Source organism: Acidilobus sp. (genome assembly GCF_049973875.1).
In the GTDB taxonomy this organism is placed as follows: domain Archaea; phylum Thermoproteota; class Thermoprotei_A; order Sulfolobales; family Acidilobaceae; genus Acidilobus.
In genome coordinates, this window is sequence record NZ_JBMFJI010000004.1 from 1 (window position 1) to 18,398 (window position 18,398).

Sequence of the window (18,398 nt, forward strand, 5' to 3'; positions counted from 1 at the left end):
AGGAGGGCGCCCTATGAAGCTCCCCGCGTCCTCGAGGGGAGCGGTTCAGCTGCCGCTCCCGCAGACGGCGCGGGGAGATGGACAAGGGGGCTGAGGGCGAGGGGCTGAGCGCAAGTTCATGAAGCCTCAGTGAAAGTCCGACCCCCGCGAAGCCTCCCACGGCGCTGAGGTCGTAGTTGAGGCTCTCAGTGAAGTTATAGCCTGGCCAGGCGTAGCTTAAGGCGTAGGTGGGCGCCAGGGCTATGCTACCGTTCTGCAGGAAGGTCGCGTTGTACGGGAACACCGTCGGCGGGGTTATTGGTATCGCCACGAAGTCGTAGTAGAGCGTGACGGGCCAGTTGGCGCTCACCTGGAGCCTGTAGGGCTCGTAGCCCTGGGCCCACGAGCTCACGGTGAAGTCCTCGTCAAGGTAGTTGTAGGCGAACGTGCCGGCGTAGTTGTACGCCTGGTCCACGGTGGTCACCCCCTCCTGCTGGCTGCTCACGAGCTCCTGGCCGTGCTCGAACTCAAGCAGCGACGTGTAGTTTATGAAGTAGCTGGCCCCCTCCTGGAAGTAGAAGCCGGCCACGCCAGGGTTCATTATGAGCGGGCCCGAGTCGTGGTACGAGGCCTGGCTGGTCATCACCTTGGCCCCGACGAGCGGGTTGCTGCTGTTGACCCACAGCAGCACGCCCCCGAGGTTCCAGTTGAACTCAGTGCCCGGCACGCCCAGGGCCTCCGAGGAGGCCAGCAGGTCCGCTATGTGTATCGCTAGCGTCGCGTTGAGGCCGTAGGCGAGCAGCGGGGTTAGGTCAACTATGTCAGGCATGTGGAACGAGAGCGTGTTTATTGAGGGCACCGGCTTCCACCAGAACAGGTTTATGCCGCCGGTGTAGATGGTCTCGAACGGGTTCACCACGCCCGCCAGGTGGCCGTTGTAGTAGACCTTGACGTACCTGACCGCGGGTATGTTGGTGTACCAGAACTCGTCGTAGGCGTTGCCCTTGGTGTAGAGTATTAGCCACGCCCTGTAGGTGCCGTTGGGTATCGTCACCTGCTGCTCAACGTAGTCGTTGTAGGCGTTTATTGAGGGCGTCATGGAGTAGCCCAGCCTGTTCACGAAGAGCGGTATGAAGTAGTTCGGCAGGCCGGGCGGCGGGCTCCCCTTGTAGAGCAGCAGGCTGACGTTGGCCACGTAGTAGCCCGTTATCCCTATGGAGGGGGCGTAGCCGTTGGGTACCATGAACTGGAACCTCACGGGGCCCCTGAGAAGGTTCTCGAAAAGCGTCACGTCAACCGTCGTCGTGGAGTTCAGTACCTCCTGGGTGGAGCCCCAGAGCAGCGGGGTCCCGTTGGCGAAGACGTACGCAACCGTGTCGTACTGCGTGCCCCCCAGCTCCCTTATCGACATGTTGAGCAGTATCAGGCTGTAGTTACCGGGGGGTATGTAGACGGTGGCGTTGTAGGGCAGGCCCGTGTGGTTGAAGGCCACGTTCTTGCCTATCCACATTACTATGGGTGTCTCATTGGGCGGCACGTACCTGAAGGCCTGGAACGAGTAGTGGCCGTCATGGTTTCCTGCTACCCCCAGGTCCCTGGCCGCTAAGTTAAGGAGGCCCAGGTATGACACGGCCTCGTGTGCCGCTGGCAGCTACGGGTAAGCCCTAGGAGGGGACGCGGCGCCCGCCAGGGGGGCCACGGACAGGACGACCAGCAGGACGGCCACAAGCGCGAAAGTCGAAGACCTCATAATGTCCACCACTTAGCCTCTGCGTGTGTGACTCTGGAGGGAAAAATATATTTTGTGTTACAAAGTTGCGTCGTGGACTTTACTGATAATAACTAAACAGCGGGCCCGCCGGGATTTGAACCCGGGACCACCAGCTCCGGAGGCTGGCGCGCTGATCCTGGCTGCGCCACGGGCCCAGGAACTGGGGGCCCTCCGGCCTATAAAACATGGACCCCGCCTACGCCTTGATCCACCACCAGTATATGGAGTCCCCTCCGCCGCCTATCATGGGGTTCTCCTCCCATGCGACAGAGCCCATGTAGCCTGTTATGTAGGGCCTTACTATCCAGTAGGCGTTTGGCTGTATAGTGTAGACGTACATGTAGAGCTCCACAGCCAGGTCCTCGGCCTGCTTAAAGAGGGGCAGCGCCGCCGTGGAGTTTGTCAGCTCGACGCTGTCGGCCTCCGCTATTAGGTTCTGGAGCTCCTGGTACTCCACTGCCTCCTGCCAGAGCCACCTGCCTACCTCGGGCTCGACGCTCGGGCTCAGCCCCGGGTAGCTTACCTTTGACTGGTTGAAGTACGCGCTGAGGTTCTCCAGGTAGGTCGCGTTCCAGCCGTCAGGCTCCACCCACACGGTGCCCGTGTACTGGGCGTTCATCATGTCCGATGCCAGCGGGTAGTCGGCCACGTAGCCGCTGTTCCATATGGCCATCGGGTTCATGCCGGGCACCCAGTAGGAGAGCATGGTTGGCCACGGAAGGTAGAGAGGCTGGGCCACTATGTTCGGGTCTATGTTGTGGAGTGCCGCGGCCCACATCTCGGCTGCAGTGTAGTCCGTGGTGTCGCCTGCCTGCACCACTATTGGGAAGTAGACGCTTATGTTGTAGAACCCGCTCTCCTCGAGCAGCTGCTTAGCGTATGTCAGGTTGAAGGTCGGGCAGCCCGTGAGCTGCGAGGGGGGTATGTAGACGTCGAGCCCCTTGATTATAGCTCCGCAGTACGGGCTGCCGAAGTTGAAGTGGTACTTCACGTTGCCAACTATGTCATTTATGTACTCGGTGTAGTTGAAGGCGTAGGCGAAGGCCTCCCTGACGAGCGGGTTGGCGAAGTACCAGCCCGGCATGTGGTAGGCCGGGTTGAGCTGCGACAGCAGGGACTCTGTTATGTTAAGGTTGAAGCCGAAGAACTCCTCAAGGAGGCTCGGGAACTCGTAAACCCTTGCCTCGCCCTCGCTCTCCAGCTGCTCTATGCTCGGCATGAAGCTGTTCGGCAGGTTAGTCACTATGTCCGCCTGGCCCGAGGCGAAGAGCTCATATGCTGTGGTCGGGTCCTTGACCCACTCTATAATGATTGTGTCGTTGGGCCTCGGTATGTCAGTTATGTTCGTCGGCCAGTAGGGGTTGGGCTTCAGCACTATGCTCTGGCCCGGCGTGTAGGCGGCTATATAGTATGGCCCCGTCGCCATGGGGTCCCACCTGACCTCCTCGTTATAGTCCCACTCGTTGGCCGTCTGCTCGTAGCTGTAGAAGGCCTCGGCCAGCTGCGTGAGGTTGTGGTCGTAGAGCCCTGTGAAGTTTATGCCGTCGCCCACCTTCTCAAGCCACTTGGCGTCAAGGATGCCGGGCCCCCAGCCCTCAGCCAACGCTGTGAAGAACACCTGAGGGGCTACCGGCCTCACCAGGTGGAACGTAACTGTGTCAGTGGCGTTGTTATATGTTATGGCGTCTATGATCTCCTCCGCCCCCTGCGTGTCGTTCGGCGAGGTGACCACGAAGGTGAAGGGCGTGTAGTTAGGTATGAGGTACTGAGCCAAGATCCAGCCCCTCGTGGAGGGCACCCCTCCGGCAAGCAGTATGTCCCTGACAAGGCTGTACCACACGTCGTAGGCAGTTATTGGGTCGCCGTTGGCGGCCCTGAGGCCGGGCCTCATCTTGAATATGTACACCGTGTAGTTGGGCGATACTGCACCGTAGAGGTACCTGGCGGTCACGTTGGACCAGTTGCCCACCGTCGGTATGTACTCGGCAGCCATGGGTATGAACTTGGTAGTGTTGGCGCCGAAGTACTCCACAAGGGTCGAGTAGACGTTAAGGAGCACCTCAAAGCCTATGTTGCCGTAGTCTATGTCTGGGTCGAAGCTGAAGGGCCCTCCGGGCACGTTCTTAGCGACAACTATAGTCCCCGGGTTTGGAAGGTCCACGTCAAGCTTAAACATGGAGAACCTGAGGCCCTTGGACCCGACCGCCACGGTCTGCGTGTAGCTGTAGTTAAAGGTCTGGCCGCTGGACACGTTGAGCGTCTCTATGGTCAGCGTCAGCGGGTAGAGGCCGGGCTCGCTGAAGCTGATGTTCACCGGGTCCTCGGAGGGCCTCAGGTAAGTGTAGTTGCCGGTCTCCAGGTACGCCGTGTAGTTCCTTGGGCTCACCTCTATGGTGGTCCCGTTGCCGAGGCTGAGGAAGTACCTGTATATGGTCATGTTCTGTCCCGAGGGCGGCTGGAGGTAGCCTATGAAGATGCTGAACCTCTGGCCCACGTCAAAGACTGGGGTGCCGTTTACGCCGCTCACCGCAATCACAGGAACGCTGACCTCCTGGGACAGCCGCCCGCTGACATTAGGGGTCACCAGGACCTCTATGAGCTCCTGCGACGTGGAGGCGACAACTTTGTCTCCCTTTAAGACCGCGTAATATATGAGGTACCTGCCGGGCCAGCGGTAGCTCACCGTGAGGTAGTCGCCGCTGATAGTGACCCTTGAGCCGTTGCCCAGGAAGACCTCGGCGGAGTAGCCTGCGGGCACAGGCACGTAAAGGCTGAGCTGCTGGCCCGCCACCACCGAGTAGGTGCTGGGGGCCGGCGGGGAGAGCTACAGGGCCGCGCGGGTCCCCTGAGGCCTTATATGTTGGGCGTAGGAGGCGGCCAGGGCAGCTACAACCACTAGTATGACAACAATTGCGAGGACCTTAAGGCGCACGCCGCCCCTATATTCAGCTTCCACCTCGGGTCTCGGGGGGTTAATGGAGCCCCCCTATTTAAGCGTTACAATGAGAAGGCCAGGGCAACAGCTTATTAACTGGGGAAGGGTCACCGCATCTGCTCTAAGTTATTGCCCGTGCTGGGGTCGTAGAGCGAGACCGCCTCGGCGGGCACGCTGAAGCTGACCCTGTCCCCCCTGTTAACTGTTGAAAGCGACGGGTAGACGACCCTCAGCAGCTGACCATCGCCGACGTCCAAGTGTATCACAGTGTAGGCTCCAACCCTCTCCACCATGGACACCGTGCCCGAGAGCTCCCCCTCGCCGACCCTTACGTCCTCTGGCCTGAAGCCAAATATGACCTCCTGGCCCTCCTTGACCAGCTTCCTGTACTCCTCGGGCACGGGGACCCTGAGCTTGCCCTTCTTGGCAACTATGTAGCTGCCTGACACGACCCCGTCGAACAGGTTCATGGGCGGGTTGCCCACGAACGACGCCACCCAGGCGTTCCTCGGCCTCCTGTAGACCTCCATCGGGTCCCCGAAGTCCTGTATTACCCCGTCGTGGAGGACCGCCAGCTTGGTAGCCAGGGACAGGGCCTCCACCTGGTCATGCGTCACGTAAACTATGGTTGTGCCGAGCTGCCTGTGGAGCTGCTTGAGCTCCTCCCTGGCGAAGACCCTGACCTGGGCGTCCAGGTTTGCCATGGGCTCGTCCATAAGAAGTATGTCGGCCCCCTTCACCAGGGCCTTGGCTATGGCGACCCTCTGCTTCTGCCCCCCGCTGAGCTCCGAGGGCTTCTTCTGAAGGATATCGCTTATCCTCAGCATCTCCGCGACCCTCCTGACCTCGCGGTCTATCTCCTCCTTGGGCCTGTGGGCCAGCTTCAGGGGGAAGGCTATGTTGTCATACACGTTCATGAACGGGTAGATGGCGTAGCTCTGGAAGACCATGGCCACCCTCCTGTCCTTGGGCGGCACGTCGTCGACCAGCTCGCCCCTTAAGTACACGTGCCCCTTGTCCTGCCTCAGGAGGCCTGCTATGACCCTCAGCAGCGTCGTCTTGCCCTCCCCCGAGGGGCCCAGCACAACGACCAGCTCGCCCTTGTCGACGCTCATGTTGAGGCCCCTGAGGGGGGTCACGGTGACGTTCTTAGTCCTGTAGGTCTTCCACACGTCCTCAAGCCTTATGTACTCCATGTCAACCCCACCCGAGCTTAGCATGCCTGCATTTAAAATCACTTTATGCCGGCCAGGCTGCTGTAGGCCTTGGTCATCATCCTCTGCGACACCAGGAACAGGGCCATGAGCGGTATTCCCATCAGCACCGCCCCTGCCGCGAATATGTTATAGTTAGGCGCGGAGGCCGGGTTGTAGAGGCCGGCCAGGTAGTAGAGGCCCAACATGGCGGTCCACATCCTGGGGTTTATGCCTATGAAGGCGTAAGCCGTCGCGTAGTCCATGTAGGCCCCGAGGAAACCTAAGAGTGCCGTGAGCGCCACCACGGGCATTGCCAGCCTGAACACTATCCTTATGAAGGCCCCGAACCTCGAGAGGCCGTCAACCATTGCAGACTCCTCGTAGTCGGGCGGTATGGAGTCTATGGCCAGCTTGGCCAGGAAGGCGGCGAAGACCGCGGTGCCTGGCGTGTAGGCCAGCACGAGGCCGACGTAGTTAAGCAGGTGAAGCCTGGCGAACAGGAGGAAGAGCGGCACCGTGGTCGCGGTCACCGGCAGGAAGGTTATTATGTAGGTGAACATGGCTAACGTCTTCTTGGCAGGCATGTCAAGCCTGGAGAGCCCGTAGCCCGCCACCATGGCTAACACTATTGAGAGCAGGGAGGTCGCCGCCGCCAGCTCTATGCTGTGCATCACCCAGAGCGGGAAGTTGGGGGCCTTTATGCTTGGCAGGAAACGGCCAAGGAGCAGCTGCCTGTAGGCCGCAAGCGTCACATGGCTAGGTATGAGGTCCTTCACGGAGAAGGCGAAGAGCTTGGTTACGTTGCTGAACGAGATAAGTATTATATAGTAGATGGGCATGATGGACCAGATGGCCATCACTATCAGCACTAGGTATGACACTGCGAGCCTTATCGCCTTCAGCGCCCTAGCGCGGCCCCTGGAGCTCAAGGACCCTCACCCCCTCACGTTATGCCCTCCAGGACCCCCGTGTACTTCATAACTACTATAGCTAACACGATGGTTATCAGCGTTGATATTATTGAGAGGGCAGCAGCCATGGCGTAGTTGTTGTAGGCAAAGGCCTGCTGGTACGCGTAAACTATGTAGGTCTCCGTGGAAATCCCCGGCCCGCCGCCCGTCAGCACATATATTGGGTAGAAGTTGTTCCAGGTGAACACGAAGCTCGTTATTGCCACGAAGGCTATGGTCTTCCTGAGGGACGGCACCGTTATCTTAAGGAACTTGGTCAGGGCCCCAGCCCCGTCGACGTCAGCCAGCTCGTAGAGCTCAGTTGGTATGCTCTGCAGCCCCGAGTAGAAGACCGTCATGTAATAGGGGAAGCTCAGCCAGAGGTTGGTTATTATGAGCTCCGCCCAGGCGTCAGGCACCGAAGACAGGGAGTTTATGGGGGGCAGGTGGAGCAGGGGAAGCAGGTACCTGTTCATGAACCCGTATGGGTACACCCACATGCCCTGCCACACGAGCAGCGATATGAAGCCAGGGAAGGCCCACGGGAGTATCAGCACTGCGTAGAAAACAGACTTCCCCCTGAGGTCCTTCTGGTTCAGTATGAGGGCCAGCGCGAAGCCGAGGGCCATCATTGGGACGAGGCTCCCAACGGTCCAGATGACTGTGTTTATCAGCAGCGTTGAGATGTAGTGCAGCTTTATCGCTAAGACGTAGTTGAGCAGCCCCACGAACTTGTAGCTGTAGAAGTGAAGCAGGCTCATGTCAGTCATTGATATGTAGACAGAGTATAGGAGCGGGTACAGGAACAGGAACAGCACCGCGGCCAGGAGAGGTAAAAAATATAGTAGACCTTCAAGCTTAGGTGAAACCTTTGGCATCAGCTCCCCGCCTCAGTACCTGCTGGCGGGGAGTTCGGGCACCGTTAAAACTTCGCTTGGAGGCAGCTGGGCAGGGCTCAGCAGCCCGGCGCTCTGCAGCGAGCTCACGAAGGCCTGCTCCATGCCCTGCGCGGCCTGCTGGGCATTTATCTTGCCAGCGAAGAACTCGCTGGCGTACTGGTGGAACGAGTTCCAGTAGTAGGCCATCTGCGGTATGTTCGGGAACTTCTGGCCGTGCTGGCTCTGCTCAAGTATTCCCTTTATCACCTGGTGCAGGCAGGCCAGGGTCTGGTTGCTGGTCGGCGCGCTCAGGTTCTGCAGGGCCGCCTGGTAGGCGCTGTTAAGCGCGGGTATGTCACCGGCGTACTCGAAGAGGCCGTACTCGTTGCTGTAGTTGGTCATGAACTCTATGAAGAGCAGGGCGGCGCGCAGCGTGGCGTTCCACTGGCTCGCCGGCACGCCGTTGGCCTGCGGCGTGGTTATTGACCAGCCGGTGCTGCCTATGAACGGCTCAGCGTAGAGGCCCGTCTGGCTCACCACGGGCAGCGGGGCGGCGCCTAGGTCGCAGCCGAGGGCCTGGAAGTAGGGCTTAAGGTCCCACGGGCCGTCGAATATTATTGCCGCCTTGTTCTCCATGAAGAGCTGTCCCTCAGCGCCTCCAGCCCCGGTGCTCGGGGCCAGGTAGTTTATCCTGAGGTTGTACGTCAGGTTGTACCAGAAGTTGAGGGCGTTGACCATGGCGGTTGAGTTGAGGGCGGGCACCACCTTGCCGTTCTGCGTCACAAATATCTGCCCGCCGAAGCCCGCGAACCAGGCCGCGAACCTGTAGCCGTACTCGTCGCTTGCGCCGTACGCTATGCCCCAGACCCCGCTCTTGTTAACCTGCTCGGCTATCTGTATCAGCTGGTCAGTAGTGTTGGGCGGCTCTGGCACGTACTTCTTATTGTAGAACATGACTATGTAGTTTATGTTGTCAGGGAGCCCGTAAACAGAGCCGTTGAGGGTCCAGTCCTCAATGGCGGTCGGGTTGAACCTCTGGAAGTAGCTCTGCGGCAGGTACTGGGAGAGGTTTACCAGTATGCCAGCGGCGAACAGGGCGCCGGCTGAGTCGCTGGTGTCCCTTATGATTATGGGCGCGTCGTGGGCCTGGGCCTCAGAGGTGTACGGGCTTGTCCCTACGCCGGCTCCGTACTCGACCTCAACGTGTATCCACGGGTACTCCTGCTCAAAGGCCGCCAGGGACTTGTTGAACGCTATGTTCTCGCTGGTGCTGTAGGAGTCAGCGACGGTAAGCGTGACCACCTGCGTCGTTGTGGTGGGCGGAGGGGTTGTAGTTGTAGTTGTGGTTGTGGAGCTCGTTGTGGTGGTAGTGGGCGTTGTGGTTGTGACGTGATGCCTCGACGAGACGTAGGCTAGGTAGCCTCCGACGGCCACGATAACTATTACGACTATTATGATAGCCGCCAGGGCCGCTGTAGATACGGACCTCCTACTCCTTGACCTCACTATGTGCACCCCAAAACTGTGCTTGCGGTAAATAATGTTTTTGATGCGATATAAATGCTTTTATGAAGTTATGAACAAGCATATGTATCACACGGTGCATGTAACTACGCTCCCACAGCTTGTTAAGCCTTCCCTCTCCTCCCCCAGCTAGCTAGCGCGCCCCCTGAGCCTCACCTTCAGCCTGACGGCAGCGTCATAGGGGTACTCGCCCGCGCTTCCCCCCACGAGGCTCCTGCCGTCAGCCCCCCTGGGGGTCTTGAGGCCCAGCAGCGAGAGCAGCGTGGGCGCAACGTCGTAAACCTCAGCGGCGTCCGCCCTCACCTCGGCGCCCTTCACTAGCAGCACGCCGTACACCTCGTGGTCAGGCATCATGTCGTGCCTGAGGGCCGCCAGTGACCTGCTTGAGACCACGTGGTACCTGGACTCGTCGACTGACTCAACGAAGATGCTCGGGTAGGGGGGCAGGTAGGCCCCCCTGAACCTCTCCTCAAGCCTTGAAACCCTGAGGTACCTTGAGGCCGGGGAGCCCTCCATTGCCCTGAGGCCCCTCTCCCTGGAGGCCTCGTCCCTGAAGTAGAGTACCCTGTCTATGGAGAGGCCCCCCGCGTCATAAGTGAACGGCTGCCTGGCCAGCTCGCTCTCGCCCGAGGACTCGTGGGTGGCGGCCACTGCTATGTTTGCCAGCTCCCCGCCAAGCCTGCCCCTCAGCCTTGCCAGCGGCCCCCTCCTGGAAAGCCCCCTCGGCGAGAGCTGGGGGGGCAGGGCCCTTGAGATGACGTCGGCCGCAGTGACAAGGTAAAGGGCCAGCCTGCCCCTGAGGTCCCTCGGCACGCCGACGCCGAACTCCCTCATAAGGGGCGCGAGCGCGTTGACGCAGGTCCCGTGCACCCCGGCCCCGTGGTCCGAGGCCAGCACGAAGGCCCTGGACCTCCTCATGAGCTCTCCGGCCAGCTCGTCTATGGCCTCCCACACCTCGGCGGACCTCGGCCCCACGGAGAGCACCTCCCTGTGATCCTTGTGGAAGGCCTGGTCCGGGTATGGCAGCACCACGAAGTAGGCGTCAGCGTCGACCTCGGAGAGAAGCTCAAGGGTCCCCTCCACAAGCCTCCTGGTCCTCTCGTATGGGTCAGGCATGTCGCTGAACGTTATGAAGTACCTGCCCAGCCTGCCCGCCAGGTCCCTGGGGCTGTAGTCAACCCTCGGCGCCAGGAAGGTGTCTCCGACCACCGTCATCCTGTCAAGGCAGCAGAGGCCCTCGAGGGGCCAGGTCAGGGGGTAGTTGACGACGGCCACGTCAAGCCCCATAAGGGCCGCGTCCTCGAAGACCCTGGGGAACATGACGTCCAGCGAAGTGTACGGCCTCGAGAGGTGCTCACCCCTGGGCCCCCTGTAGTACTTAGTGAAGCCCCAGACCCCGTGCTTGGCTGGGTTGACGCCGGTGGCCATGCTGGTCCACGCGGTGGGCGTTATCGGGGGCATTGAGCGGAGGGGCACGGGCCTGCCGTCCCTCAAGGCGTCGCCTATGTTCTTCAGCCCAAGCCTCTCGACTGCCCTTGAGAGCAGGGCCGGCGACAGGGCGTCTAGGCCTAGCAGCGAGAGCTTCAAGCCAGGTACCGGGTTCCGCCGGCGCGGCTGAGTTTTAAGGAATGCCTTTCATTAAGGTTAGCACAACAACGCTAAGGCTTATGCGCCCTCGGCAAAGGCGCTGGAGAGGTACCAGTCGAGCTTCGCCTCGTCCTCGGCGGACACCTCGAACTTCACCCTCCTCTCCCTCGCGCTCACCTCAACCTTTCCCGCTTCCACGCTCACTCCTTTCACCCGCTGTAAGAGTATAGGTGACGGAACCTATTAAAGGAGAGTCCTAGGCTCCTTTCGGCAGCTGTCTAGCAGGGGAGAAATTAACTTCAGGCCCCACAGAGGTCTGGGAAGGCCTTGAAGGTCCAGAGGCTGAAGGTGGCGATACCAATTAAGGCCCTCGGCCACGTGAACTCCTACGTAATAGCTGACTGCGACGGCTTCAGCCTCGTCGACCCGGGCATGTACTGGGCCAACAGCTTTGACGGCCTGGCCAAGGAGCTGAGGGGCGCCGGGCTGAGCCTGAGGCAACTGAAGTCAATAATTGTGACTCACTTTCACGTTGACCACGCGACGGCGGCCCCCGTGCTGGCCAACTTGACCGGGGCCGAGGTCTACATGGGTGCGGCCGACCTCGAGGTGGTGAGGAGGGGGTTCAGGGACTACTTTGAGGGAGTGCTGGAGACCTACAGGCACTACGGCGTCCCGGAGGCCGAGGTCAAGGCTATGAGGGAGGTGCACCCTGTGCCAAGGCTCGGGGACGTGTATGACGAGCTCGCAGACGTCGCCAGGCCCCTGAGGGAGGGGGACTCGCTGGAGGCCTGCGGTGGGACTATGAAGGTAATAGAGGTGCCAGGCCACACGCCAGGGCACATAGCCCTGGTGGGCGACGTGGTTGCCATCGTCGGGGACGTAATACTGGACAGGATAACGCCCCACGTCATACTGGACACCCCGCGGGCCTCGAGGGACCCCCTGGGCGACTACTTGAGGACCCTCGAGAGGGTCAGGTCATTGAACGTAGGCGCTGCGATGCCAGGCCACGGGGAGGCCATAGATGCCCCGGCCAGAAGAGCTGATGAAATAATGGAGCACCACCGCGCCAGGCTTGACGAGGTGAGGTCCCTCCTCTCGGTCCCGGCCGCGCTCTATGACGTGGCCAGACAAATGAGCTGGAGGACCTCGGCCAGCTCGTGGGATCAGATGAGCCCCTACGAGAGGTACTTCGCCATAGGCGAGGCCCTGGCCCACCTGAGGCACCTTGAGGTCACAGGAGAGGTCGAGGAGGTCAGCAGGGAGGGCCAGGTGCTCTTTAAGTTAGCCTAGGCCCGCCGCGGCCCTGCAGCCGCTGCCCTTGGCAAGCATGTCCTCTACGATAGCGCAGACCATTGGCATGAACTTCTCGACTGGGGCCTCGACCCTCAAGTCAGCCACGTCGTCAAGTGTGGTCTCCCCGACGTTTACTATGGCCAGCTTCGCCCCCCTCGCCTTAGCCATTATGGGGAGTTGGTTGGCTGGGCTCACCGCAAGGCTTGAGCCCACTACTATGAAGAGGTCCGAGGACTCGGCGAGGGAGAAAGCCTCCTCGAGGGCGTCGGGCGGCAGGGGCTCGCCGAAGTAGACCACGTCAGGCTTCAGGAGCCCCCCGCACACAGGGCATGTGGGGAGCCTCCCCTCCTTGACGGCCTTAAATGCCTCCTCTATGTCATATTTCCTCCCGCACTCAGTGCACACGGCCCTTGAGGCGTTGCCGTGGAGCTCTATCACCCTCCTGCTCCCGGCCGCCTGGTGGAGCCCATCGATGTTCTGCGTTATTACGGCCTTCACCAGCCCCAGCTCCTCCAGCCTGGCTATAGCGATATGCGCGGGGTTGGGCCTGACGCCCCTGAGCTGCCCGAACCTCTCCATGAAGAGCCTCCACGAGCCCAGGGGGTCCTGGTAGAAGTAGGATATCTCAAAGAGCGACGGGTCCAGCCTCCTCCACAGGCCGCTTGGGCCCCTGAAGTCAGGTATGCCGCTTGCCGTGCTGACGCCGGCGCCCGTTAAGATAACGGCGTTCTCAGCGGCCAGAAGCATCTCGGCCAGCCTCCTGGCCTCGGCCTCCAGGGACACGCTCCCCACTCACCTCAAAGCGCTGAGCCAAACGGCTATAAAGCGAGGGCTGCTCGGAACGGATAAAAGCATTTCAAGGAGCTGAAGACCCTGGGGGCCAGCCATCGTAACCAACCTGCCAGCTGAGGCCATAGCTAAGCTTAACAGGTACAGCGAGGCCAGGACGACGGAGGAGAAGATCAAGGCCCTTGAGGACTTCCTGAGCTACGTGCCCAAGCACAAGGGCACCGAGAAGCTGAGGCTGTGGGCCACCAGGAGGCTGGCGGAGCTCAGGGAGGAGTCCGAGAGGGAGAGGCAGAGGAGGTCGGGCGGCTCAAGGCCCGGCATGTTCGTTGAGAAGGCCGGGGCGGGCCAGGTGGTGCTGCTCGGCCCCCCTAACTCTGGCAAGAGCTCCATAGTGGCCAGGCTGACGAACGCCAAGGTGGCCGTGAGCCCAATACCTTACACCACGCAGCTCCCGGTGCCGGGCATGATGACTTACCTTGACGTAAAGCTGCAGCTTGTTGACACGCCGCCGCTCCTTAACCCTGACGGTAGCGTCAACTCCAGGGTCGTGGCCCTGGCCAGGAACGCTGATGTCATAGCTGTCGTCGTTGGGCTCGACTCACCTGAGCCTGCCAAGGACCTGAAGGCCAGCCTCGAGGCGATTGAGGACAGGGGCATAGCCTACTCCCTGGAGAAGGGCTTCGTCAAGGTTGAGAGGAGGACCCAGGGAGGGCTCACATTCATCTACAGGGGCACCCCCAGGTTCACCGAGGAGGAGGCCAGGAGGCTGCTCAACAATTACAGAGTCTACAACGCCGTCATTGAGGTCTACGGCCCCGCCACCCTTGATGACCTTGAGGAGGCAATATTCAGCTTCAAGGTCTACAAGCCCACCTTCGTGATATTCAACAAGGCGGACCTGCCAGCCTCCGAGTCGAGGGCCAGGGAGGCCGCGCGGCTGCTGCCGAGGGACGTGCCCTGGATACTTGCCTCTGCAGAGACCGGCGTGGGGCTGAGCAGCGTGGGGTCCGTGGCCTACAGGCTGCTTAACGTGAAGAGGATCTACACCAAGAAGCCTGGACAGCCGCCCAGCCCTGAGCCCCTGATAGTTAAGGCTGACGCCACGGTCAGGGAGATAGCCGAGAAGATAAGCCCGTCGCTGGCCGCCAACATGAGGTACGCCAGGATATGGGGCAGGGGGGCCAAGTACGAGGGCCAGAGGGTGGGGCCCGACTACGTGCCTCAGGACGGCGACATCATAGAGATAAGGTGATCACTCTGAGAGGCCCTCGGCCTCCTGCTCAAGTATGCTCGGACATATGAGCTTCATTGAAGCGCTTAGCAGCGCGTCGGCCAGCGGCGCTACTACTGCGGCGGCTCCCCCCTCATGGAGGGCCATGTCCCTCAGCTCAGAGGCAATCATGGCCGCGTTAAGCAGCCTCCTGCCGCTGGCGCTCGCAAGGCCTCCCAGGAACTCGCCCACGGCCTCCTTCATCTTGTTGAGCAGGTCAGCCCTGCCCTTCAGCACCACAGAGGAGTCGGCCACCATGGAGGGGAGGGCCAGGAGCACCCCGTACGCCATGGGGTCCACTATGTCTGAGCCCTTAGAGCTCCTGAGGGAGGACTCTATGAGCTCCAGGGCCTGCCCCTCAAGCCTCCTTATCTCGGCCTCCTCGGCCCCGGAGGCCGCGGCCTCGAGCAGCTGCTGGAGCGAGCTGCTGGCCTCCTTTATGAGCCTGGCGACGTCGAGGTTCGGCGAGGGGGCCAGGGTCACTGTCAGCCTGTCCGTGCCTCTCTCCACGGAGGCCACCTTCTTGCTGGCGTTGAGCTCAGCCATGAGCCTCTTGACGTCGGCCTCCCCTAGGCCCTTGATAAGTATCTCCACCTTGTCATAGCCATGCACAAAGGCGCAGTCAACTATTGCATCAACGCCGGCCATCCTGGCTATCCCGTTGTACCTTATGGTAACAGTGCCAGCCCTGTCCTCAGCCCTCTGGTCCCTGGGCTGGACTAGCAGCTTGCCGCCACTCTCTATTACCTCTATCTCGTCGCCTACCTTTATCCCCAGCCTCCTGGCCCACTGCTTCGGCAGCGTTATTATCAGGCTTGACCCTCCGAGCCTCTGGACCTTCCTTGTGGTCGCGGTCTCACTCAAGCTTCCCGCACCGACTTTACAGGTATATGGTCGTATATATAACTTTAACGCCGTTAAAGAAAATTAGATGTTATTCTAAAAAGAAAATCCTCTAAGTTGGGTACTTTTTATGGGAGGAGAGCTCAATTTACTTATATTTGCAGCCTCTCACAGAACTGCAGGCGAGGCGCTCAAAGTTGGTTATGCTAGAGATCAGGTGGCACGGCAGGGGAGGCCAGGGAGCTGTGACGGCGAGCGAGGTCATAGCGTCAGCGTCAATCATTGAGGGCAAGTACGCGCTGGCGTTCCCTGAGTTCGGCGCTGAGAGGAGAGGAGCGCCCGTAAGGGCCTACACCAGGGTAACGGACAGCCCCCTCATACCCAGGACCCCCATAGAGCACCCTGACGTAGTTGTCGTGCTCGACAGGAGCCTGCTCAAGCCCTCCTACATAGAGGGCCTGAAGGACGAGGGCATCCTGGTGGCCAACAGCCCCCTCAAGCCGGACGAGCTCCTCCAGAAGCTCGGCTTCGGCAACAAGTACAGGGCGGCAACGGTCGACGCCACAGCGGTTGCAATGAAGTGGCTGAAGGCCAACATAGTAAACACGGCAATACTGGGGGCGCTGGTCAAGTCAACGGAGGTCGTAAAGTTGGACACGGTGTTAGACGTAATAAGGTCCAGGTTCCATGGCAAGATTGCGGAGGCGAACGTGATGGCAGTCAAGGAAGCCTATGACCTGACCCAGCTCTCGTGGAGGTGAGCAGGATGTCCGTGAGGTTGCCAGGCTGGAAGGAGATGGTGATCGGCGGCGTAATAGCGAACCCCGGGAACAGCCTCGAGTACAAGACGGGCGACTGGAAGGTCCTCATGCCTGTGATAGACCAGGACAAGTGCATAAGGTGCAGGATCTGCTGGTACGTCTGCCCCGACAACGCCATAAAGGAGCTTGACAGGCCCCACACAACTAAGGCCAAGAGGGTCTACAAGATAAGCTATGACGTAGATTATGACTACTGCAAGGGGTGCGGCATGTGCGCCCAGGAGTGTCCAGCTAAGGCGATTGACATGGTTCCCGTGGAGGTGAGCTGAGGTGCAGGCGCAGGTCCAGTACAAGAGGCCCATACCCCTGAGCACTAACTACGCGGTGGCCCACGCGGCCAAGGACTTAGACGTTGACGTAATAGCGGCCTACCCTATAACCCCGCAGACCACGGTGGTCGAGAAGCTCTCGGAGTTCGTCGCCAACGGTGAGCTGGACGCTGAGTTCATACACGTGGAGAGCGAGCACAGCGCCCTGAGCGCCACCCTGGCCGCCTCGCTGGCGGGCGCGAGGGCCTTCACGGCCACCGCCAGCCAGGGACTGGCCTTCATGCACGAGATCCTTCACGTGGCCTCGGGCCTGAGGGCCCCCATAGTCATGAGCGTGGCCATGAGGGCCCTCAGCGCACCGATAAGCATATGGAACGACCAGACGGACCTGTTCAACGCTAGGGACGCCGGCTGGATAATCTACTTCGTCCACACGGCCCAGGAGGCCTACGACACCATAATACAGGCCTACAGGCTAGCCGAGGACAGGGACGTGCTGCTGCCCGTCATGGTGGGCTATGACGGCTACGTCATGAGCCACACCACGGAGCCCGTGGTGGTCGAGGACAGGGAGTCAGTGCTCAAGTTTGCGCCCAAGAGGCCCTACCCGTACAGGCTTGACCCGGACCACCCGGTGACCATAGGACCCATAGTGCCGCCTGAGTACTACTATGAGATAAAGTACCAGCAGGTCAAGGCAATGGAGGGGGTGCCGGAGAAGGCTGAGGAGGTAGACAGGGAGTTCGGCAAGACCTTCGGCAGGAGCTACGGCATCATGGAGTGCTACATGTGCGACGGCGCTGAGGCTCTAATAGTTGCTAACGCCAGCTACGCCGCCACCCTGAAGAGCGTGCTGCCGGACGCCTGGAAGCAGGGACTCAAGGTGGGCCTGCTGAGGCTGAGGCTCTACAGGCCGTTCCCGGTGAAGCACTTCGTCAACTACACGTCCAACGTGAAGAGCGTGCTTGTCATAGACAGGGCCATAAGCTACGGCGCGCCCTACCAGGGACCCCTGGCCAACGAGATAGCCGGCCTCAAGGTCAGGGAGGACCTCGGCTTCAACCTGACCAGCGTCGTGGCCGGCATAGGGCAGAGGACCATGGAGAACGAGGACTTCTTGGCCATTGCCCGCCTGGCCTGGGAGGCCAGGACTAGGAAGTACCCTGAGACCATATTCTATGGGGTGAGGGAGTGATGGCGGAGCAGGCTAAGAGGCTCCCCAGGATAAAGAGCCTGTTCGACCTGCCCAGGGACGAGTACTTCCTGAGCGGTCACGGCCTCTGCGCAGGGTGCACGGCTGGCACAATAATGAGGATGCTGGCCAAGGTGGCCGGCAAGGACACCATAATAGTGAACGCCACTGGCTGCGTCGAGGTCTCAACCACCAGGTACCCGTACTCCAACTGGCTGGTGCCGTGGTTCCACTCCGCCTTCGAGAACGCGGGCGCCAGCGCTGGAGGAATAGCCAGGGCCATCGAGGTGATGAAGAGGAAGGGCATGATACCCAAGGACAAGCAGGTCAAGGTGATAGCGGTCGGCGGCGACGGCGGCACCGTTGACATAGGCCTGCAGAGCCTGAGCGGCATGCTGGAGAGGAGGGACCCGGTAATGTACGTGCTCTACGACAACGAGGCCTACATGAACACCGGCATACAGAGGAGCGGCGCGACGCCGTTCCACGCGTGGACTACAACGACGCCTGCAGGCAAGGTGTGGAGGGGTGAGTGGAGGACCAAGAAGGACATAGACATGATAGTCGCCGCCCACAGGATACCCTACGTGGCCACCGCCAACCCGGCCTACCCACAGGACATGATAAACAAGTTCATAAGGGGCCTGGAGGTCCTCGACGAGGGCCCGTCGTTCATACACGTGCTGATGGCGTGCACAACCGGCTGGAGGTTCGACCCCGCCCTAGGAATAACCATATCAAGGCTTGCCACCGAGACCGGCGTGTTCCCGCTCTATGAGATAGACCACGGCAACTTCAGGGTCACGTTCCCAATAGCTAAGAGAAAGCCTGTGTCGGAGTACCTCAAGCTGCAGGGCAGGTTCGCCCACCTGACGCCCGCCGAGGTAGAGGAGGTACAGAAGCTCGTTGACGAGAGGGTGGCCGAGATAAACAAGCTGGCCGGAAAGGAGGTAATAGGCCCAGTAGTTAAGTCCTGATTGCCTTCAGTCCCTTTTAACTCACCCATCACCTTGTTTTTGTTATTTGTATACAATAACAGCCCCATCACTTAGTAGGAAAGCTTAAATATCGTTTCCTGCGGTCAGGCCTTAGGCG

Annotated in this window: 17 protein-coding genes and 1 tRNA gene; 6 read left to right on the plus strand and 12 right to left on the minus strand. The window is 60.4% G+C overall.

What is annotated here, in order from left to right:
• The 10 genes from ACP5H1_RS02480 to ACP5H1_RS02525 all read right to left on the minus strand — a co-directional run.
• The coding region (locus tag ACP5H1_RS02480) for a peptide-N4-asparagine amidase (RefSeq protein ID WP_427971309.1) at window positions 1-1,609 on the minus strand (1,609 nt) is incomplete at its 3' end.
• 220 nt (window positions 1,610-1,829) lie between these two features.
• Window positions 1,830-1,905 (minus strand) — tRNA-Arg (locus tag ACP5H1_RS02485).
• A gap of 41 nt (window positions 1,906-1,946) precedes the next feature.
• Window positions 1,947-4,541 (minus strand): ABC transporter substrate-binding protein, encoded by a 2,595-nt coding sequence (locus tag ACP5H1_RS02490; RefSeq protein ID WP_427971311.1) that lies wholly within the window; start codon window positions 4,539-4,541, stop codon window positions 1,947-1,949.
• A gap of 33 nt (window positions 4,542-4,574) precedes the next feature.
• Window positions 4,575-4,706, minus strand: a complete 132-nt coding sequence (locus tag ACP5H1_RS02495; RefSeq protein WP_427971313.1) for a hypothetical protein — start codon at window positions 4,704-4,706, stop codon at window positions 4,575-4,577.
• Window positions 4,707-4,792: 86 nt separating this feature from the next.
• On the minus strand, window positions 4,793-5,905 hold the full coding sequence (locus ACP5H1_RS02500) for an ABC transporter ATP-binding protein (RefSeq protein ID WP_427971315.1): 1,113 nt from the start codon (window positions 5,903-5,905) through the stop codon (window positions 4,793-4,795).
• Between the two features lie 14 nt (window positions 5,906-5,919).
• Window positions 5,920-6,738: an ABC transporter permease subunit gene (locus tag ACP5H1_RS02505; RefSeq protein ID WP_427971477.1), complete on the minus strand. Its 819-nt coding sequence runs from the start codon at window positions 6,736-6,738 to the stop codon at window positions 5,920-5,922.
• Window positions 6,739-6,824: 86 nt separating this feature from the next.
• A complete protein-coding gene (locus tag ACP5H1_RS02510; protein WP_427971318.1) occupies window positions 6,825-7,709 on the minus strand; it encodes a carbohydrate ABC transporter permease in 885 nt (294 codons plus the stop codon).
• Window positions 7,710-7,721: 12 nt separating this feature from the next.
• Entirely contained in the window at window positions 7,722-9,215 is a 1,494-nt protein-coding gene (locus ACP5H1_RS02515) for an extracellular solute-binding protein (RefSeq protein ID WP_427971320.1), read from the minus strand.
• 147 nt (window positions 9,216-9,362) lie between these two features.
• The gene (locus ACP5H1_RS02520) at window positions 9,363-10,820 is read right to left on the minus strand and encodes an alkaline phosphatase family protein (RefSeq protein ID WP_427971323.1); all 1,458 of its coding nucleotides are present in this window, start codon (window positions 10,818-10,820) and stop codon (window positions 9,363-9,365) included.
• A gap of 78 nt (window positions 10,821-10,898) precedes the next feature.
• Window positions 10,899-11,024, minus strand: a complete 126-nt coding sequence (locus tag ACP5H1_RS02525; protein WP_013266010.1) for a hypothetical protein — start codon at window positions 11,022-11,024, stop codon at window positions 10,899-10,901.
• Window positions 11,025-11,147: 123 nt separating this feature from the next.
• Between ACP5H1_RS02525 and ACP5H1_RS02530 the strand changes: the two genes are divergently transcribed.
• Window positions 11,148-12,116: an MBL fold metallo-hydrolase gene (locus ACP5H1_RS02530; RefSeq protein ID WP_427971327.1), complete on the plus strand. Its 969-nt coding sequence runs from the start codon at window positions 11,148-11,150 to the stop codon at window positions 12,114-12,116.
• On the opposite strand, the gene cobB is transcribed toward ACP5H1_RS02530, so the two are convergent.
• Window positions 12,108-12,902: an NAD-dependent protein deacetylase gene (cobB, locus tag ACP5H1_RS02535; RefSeq protein ID WP_427971480.1), complete on the minus strand. Its 795-nt coding sequence runs from the start codon at window positions 12,900-12,902 to the stop codon at window positions 12,108-12,110. The genes ACP5H1_RS02530 and cobB overlap by 9 nt on opposite strands.
• A gap of 208 nt (window positions 12,903-13,110) precedes the next feature.
• Between cobB and ACP5H1_RS02540 the strand changes: the two genes are divergently transcribed.
• Window positions 13,111-14,160, plus strand: a complete 1,050-nt coding sequence (locus ACP5H1_RS02540) for a GTPase (RefSeq protein ID WP_427971330.1) — start codon at window positions 13,111-13,113, stop codon at window positions 14,158-14,160.
• Here ACP5H1_RS02540 and ACP5H1_RS02545 read toward each other — a convergent pair whose 3' ends face one another.
• The gene (locus ACP5H1_RS02545; RefSeq protein ID WP_427971333.1) at window positions 14,161-15,042 is read right to left on the minus strand and encodes an AbrB/MazE/SpoVT family DNA-binding domain-containing protein; all 882 of its coding nucleotides are present in this window, start codon (window positions 15,040-15,042) and stop codon (window positions 14,161-14,163) included.
• Between the two features lie 182 nt (window positions 15,043-15,224).
• Here ACP5H1_RS02545 and ACP5H1_RS02550 point away from each other — a divergent pair, with 182 nt between their 5' ends.
• From ACP5H1_RS02550 to ACP5H1_RS02565, 4 genes are read left to right on the plus strand one after another with little or no spacing between them, the layout of a single operon-like run.
• Complete coding sequence (locus ACP5H1_RS02550) at window positions 15,225-15,782, plus strand: 2-oxoacid:acceptor oxidoreductase family protein (RefSeq protein ID WP_427971482.1); 558 nt, start codon at window positions 15,225-15,227, stop codon at window positions 15,780-15,782.
• 5 nt (window positions 15,783-15,787) lie between these two features.
• A complete protein-coding gene (locus ACP5H1_RS02555) occupies window positions 15,788-16,111 on the plus strand; it encodes a 4Fe-4S binding protein (protein ID WP_427971335.1) in 324 nt (107 codons plus the stop codon).
• A gap of 1 nt (window position 16,112) precedes the next feature.
• Window positions 16,113-17,306, plus strand: coding sequence for a ferredoxin oxidoreductase (locus ACP5H1_RS02560; protein ID WP_427971337.1), 1,194 nt, complete (start codon window positions 16,113-16,115; stop codon window positions 17,304-17,306).
• Entirely contained in the window at window positions 17,306-18,280 is a 975-nt protein-coding gene (locus tag ACP5H1_RS02565) for a thiamine pyrophosphate-dependent enzyme (RefSeq protein WP_427971485.1), read from the plus strand. Before ACP5H1_RS02560 ends, ACP5H1_RS02565 begins: the two co-directional genes overlap by 1 nt.
• Window positions 18,281-18,398: the final 118 nt, after the last annotated feature.